Source organism: Anaerobacillus sp. 1_MG-2023 (assembly GCF_030547345.1).
GTDB lineage: Bacteria > Bacillota > Bacilli > Bacillales > Guptibacillaceae > Guptibacillus > Guptibacillus hwajinpoensis_B.
On the sequence record NZ_JAUORD010000060.1, the window covers coordinates 1 to 383 of the forward strand.

The 383-nt window shown below is 40.5% G+C and carries 1 protein-coding gene; it reads left to right on the plus strand.

Going from position 1 to position 383, the window contains the following annotated elements:
• Window positions 1–383, plus strand: a 383-nt coding sequence (locus Q4550_RS23270) for an MSCRAMM family protein (RefSeq protein WP_303536560.1), incomplete at both ends; no start/stop codon positions are given.

Below are 383 nucleotides of genomic sequence, written 5' to 3' on the forward strand. Positions count from 1 at the left end.
TAACACCAGGCGCTGTCGAATTAGTGAAGGTGGATAGCGAGGATGCAACTCTTTATTTAGAAAACGCGGTATTTGAATTACAAGATCGTGATGGGGAAACCATCCAATCTGATTTAACAACAGATGAGAGTGGTAGCATCATTGTGAACAATCTCGACGTAGGCAAATACCAATTCGTAGAACAGGTACCTCCATATGGATATGACCTTGATTCAAAACCAATTCAATTTGAAATTGTGCGAGGTCAAAGTGAAGTATTAAAGATTGTCCAAACAAATACGTTAACAACCGGAGAAGCAGTTGTGACAAAAGTTGATGCCTCCAATCAGGAATTGAAGCTTGAAGGCGCTGAATTTAAGGTCGTCTTTGAGTCTGGTGAAACG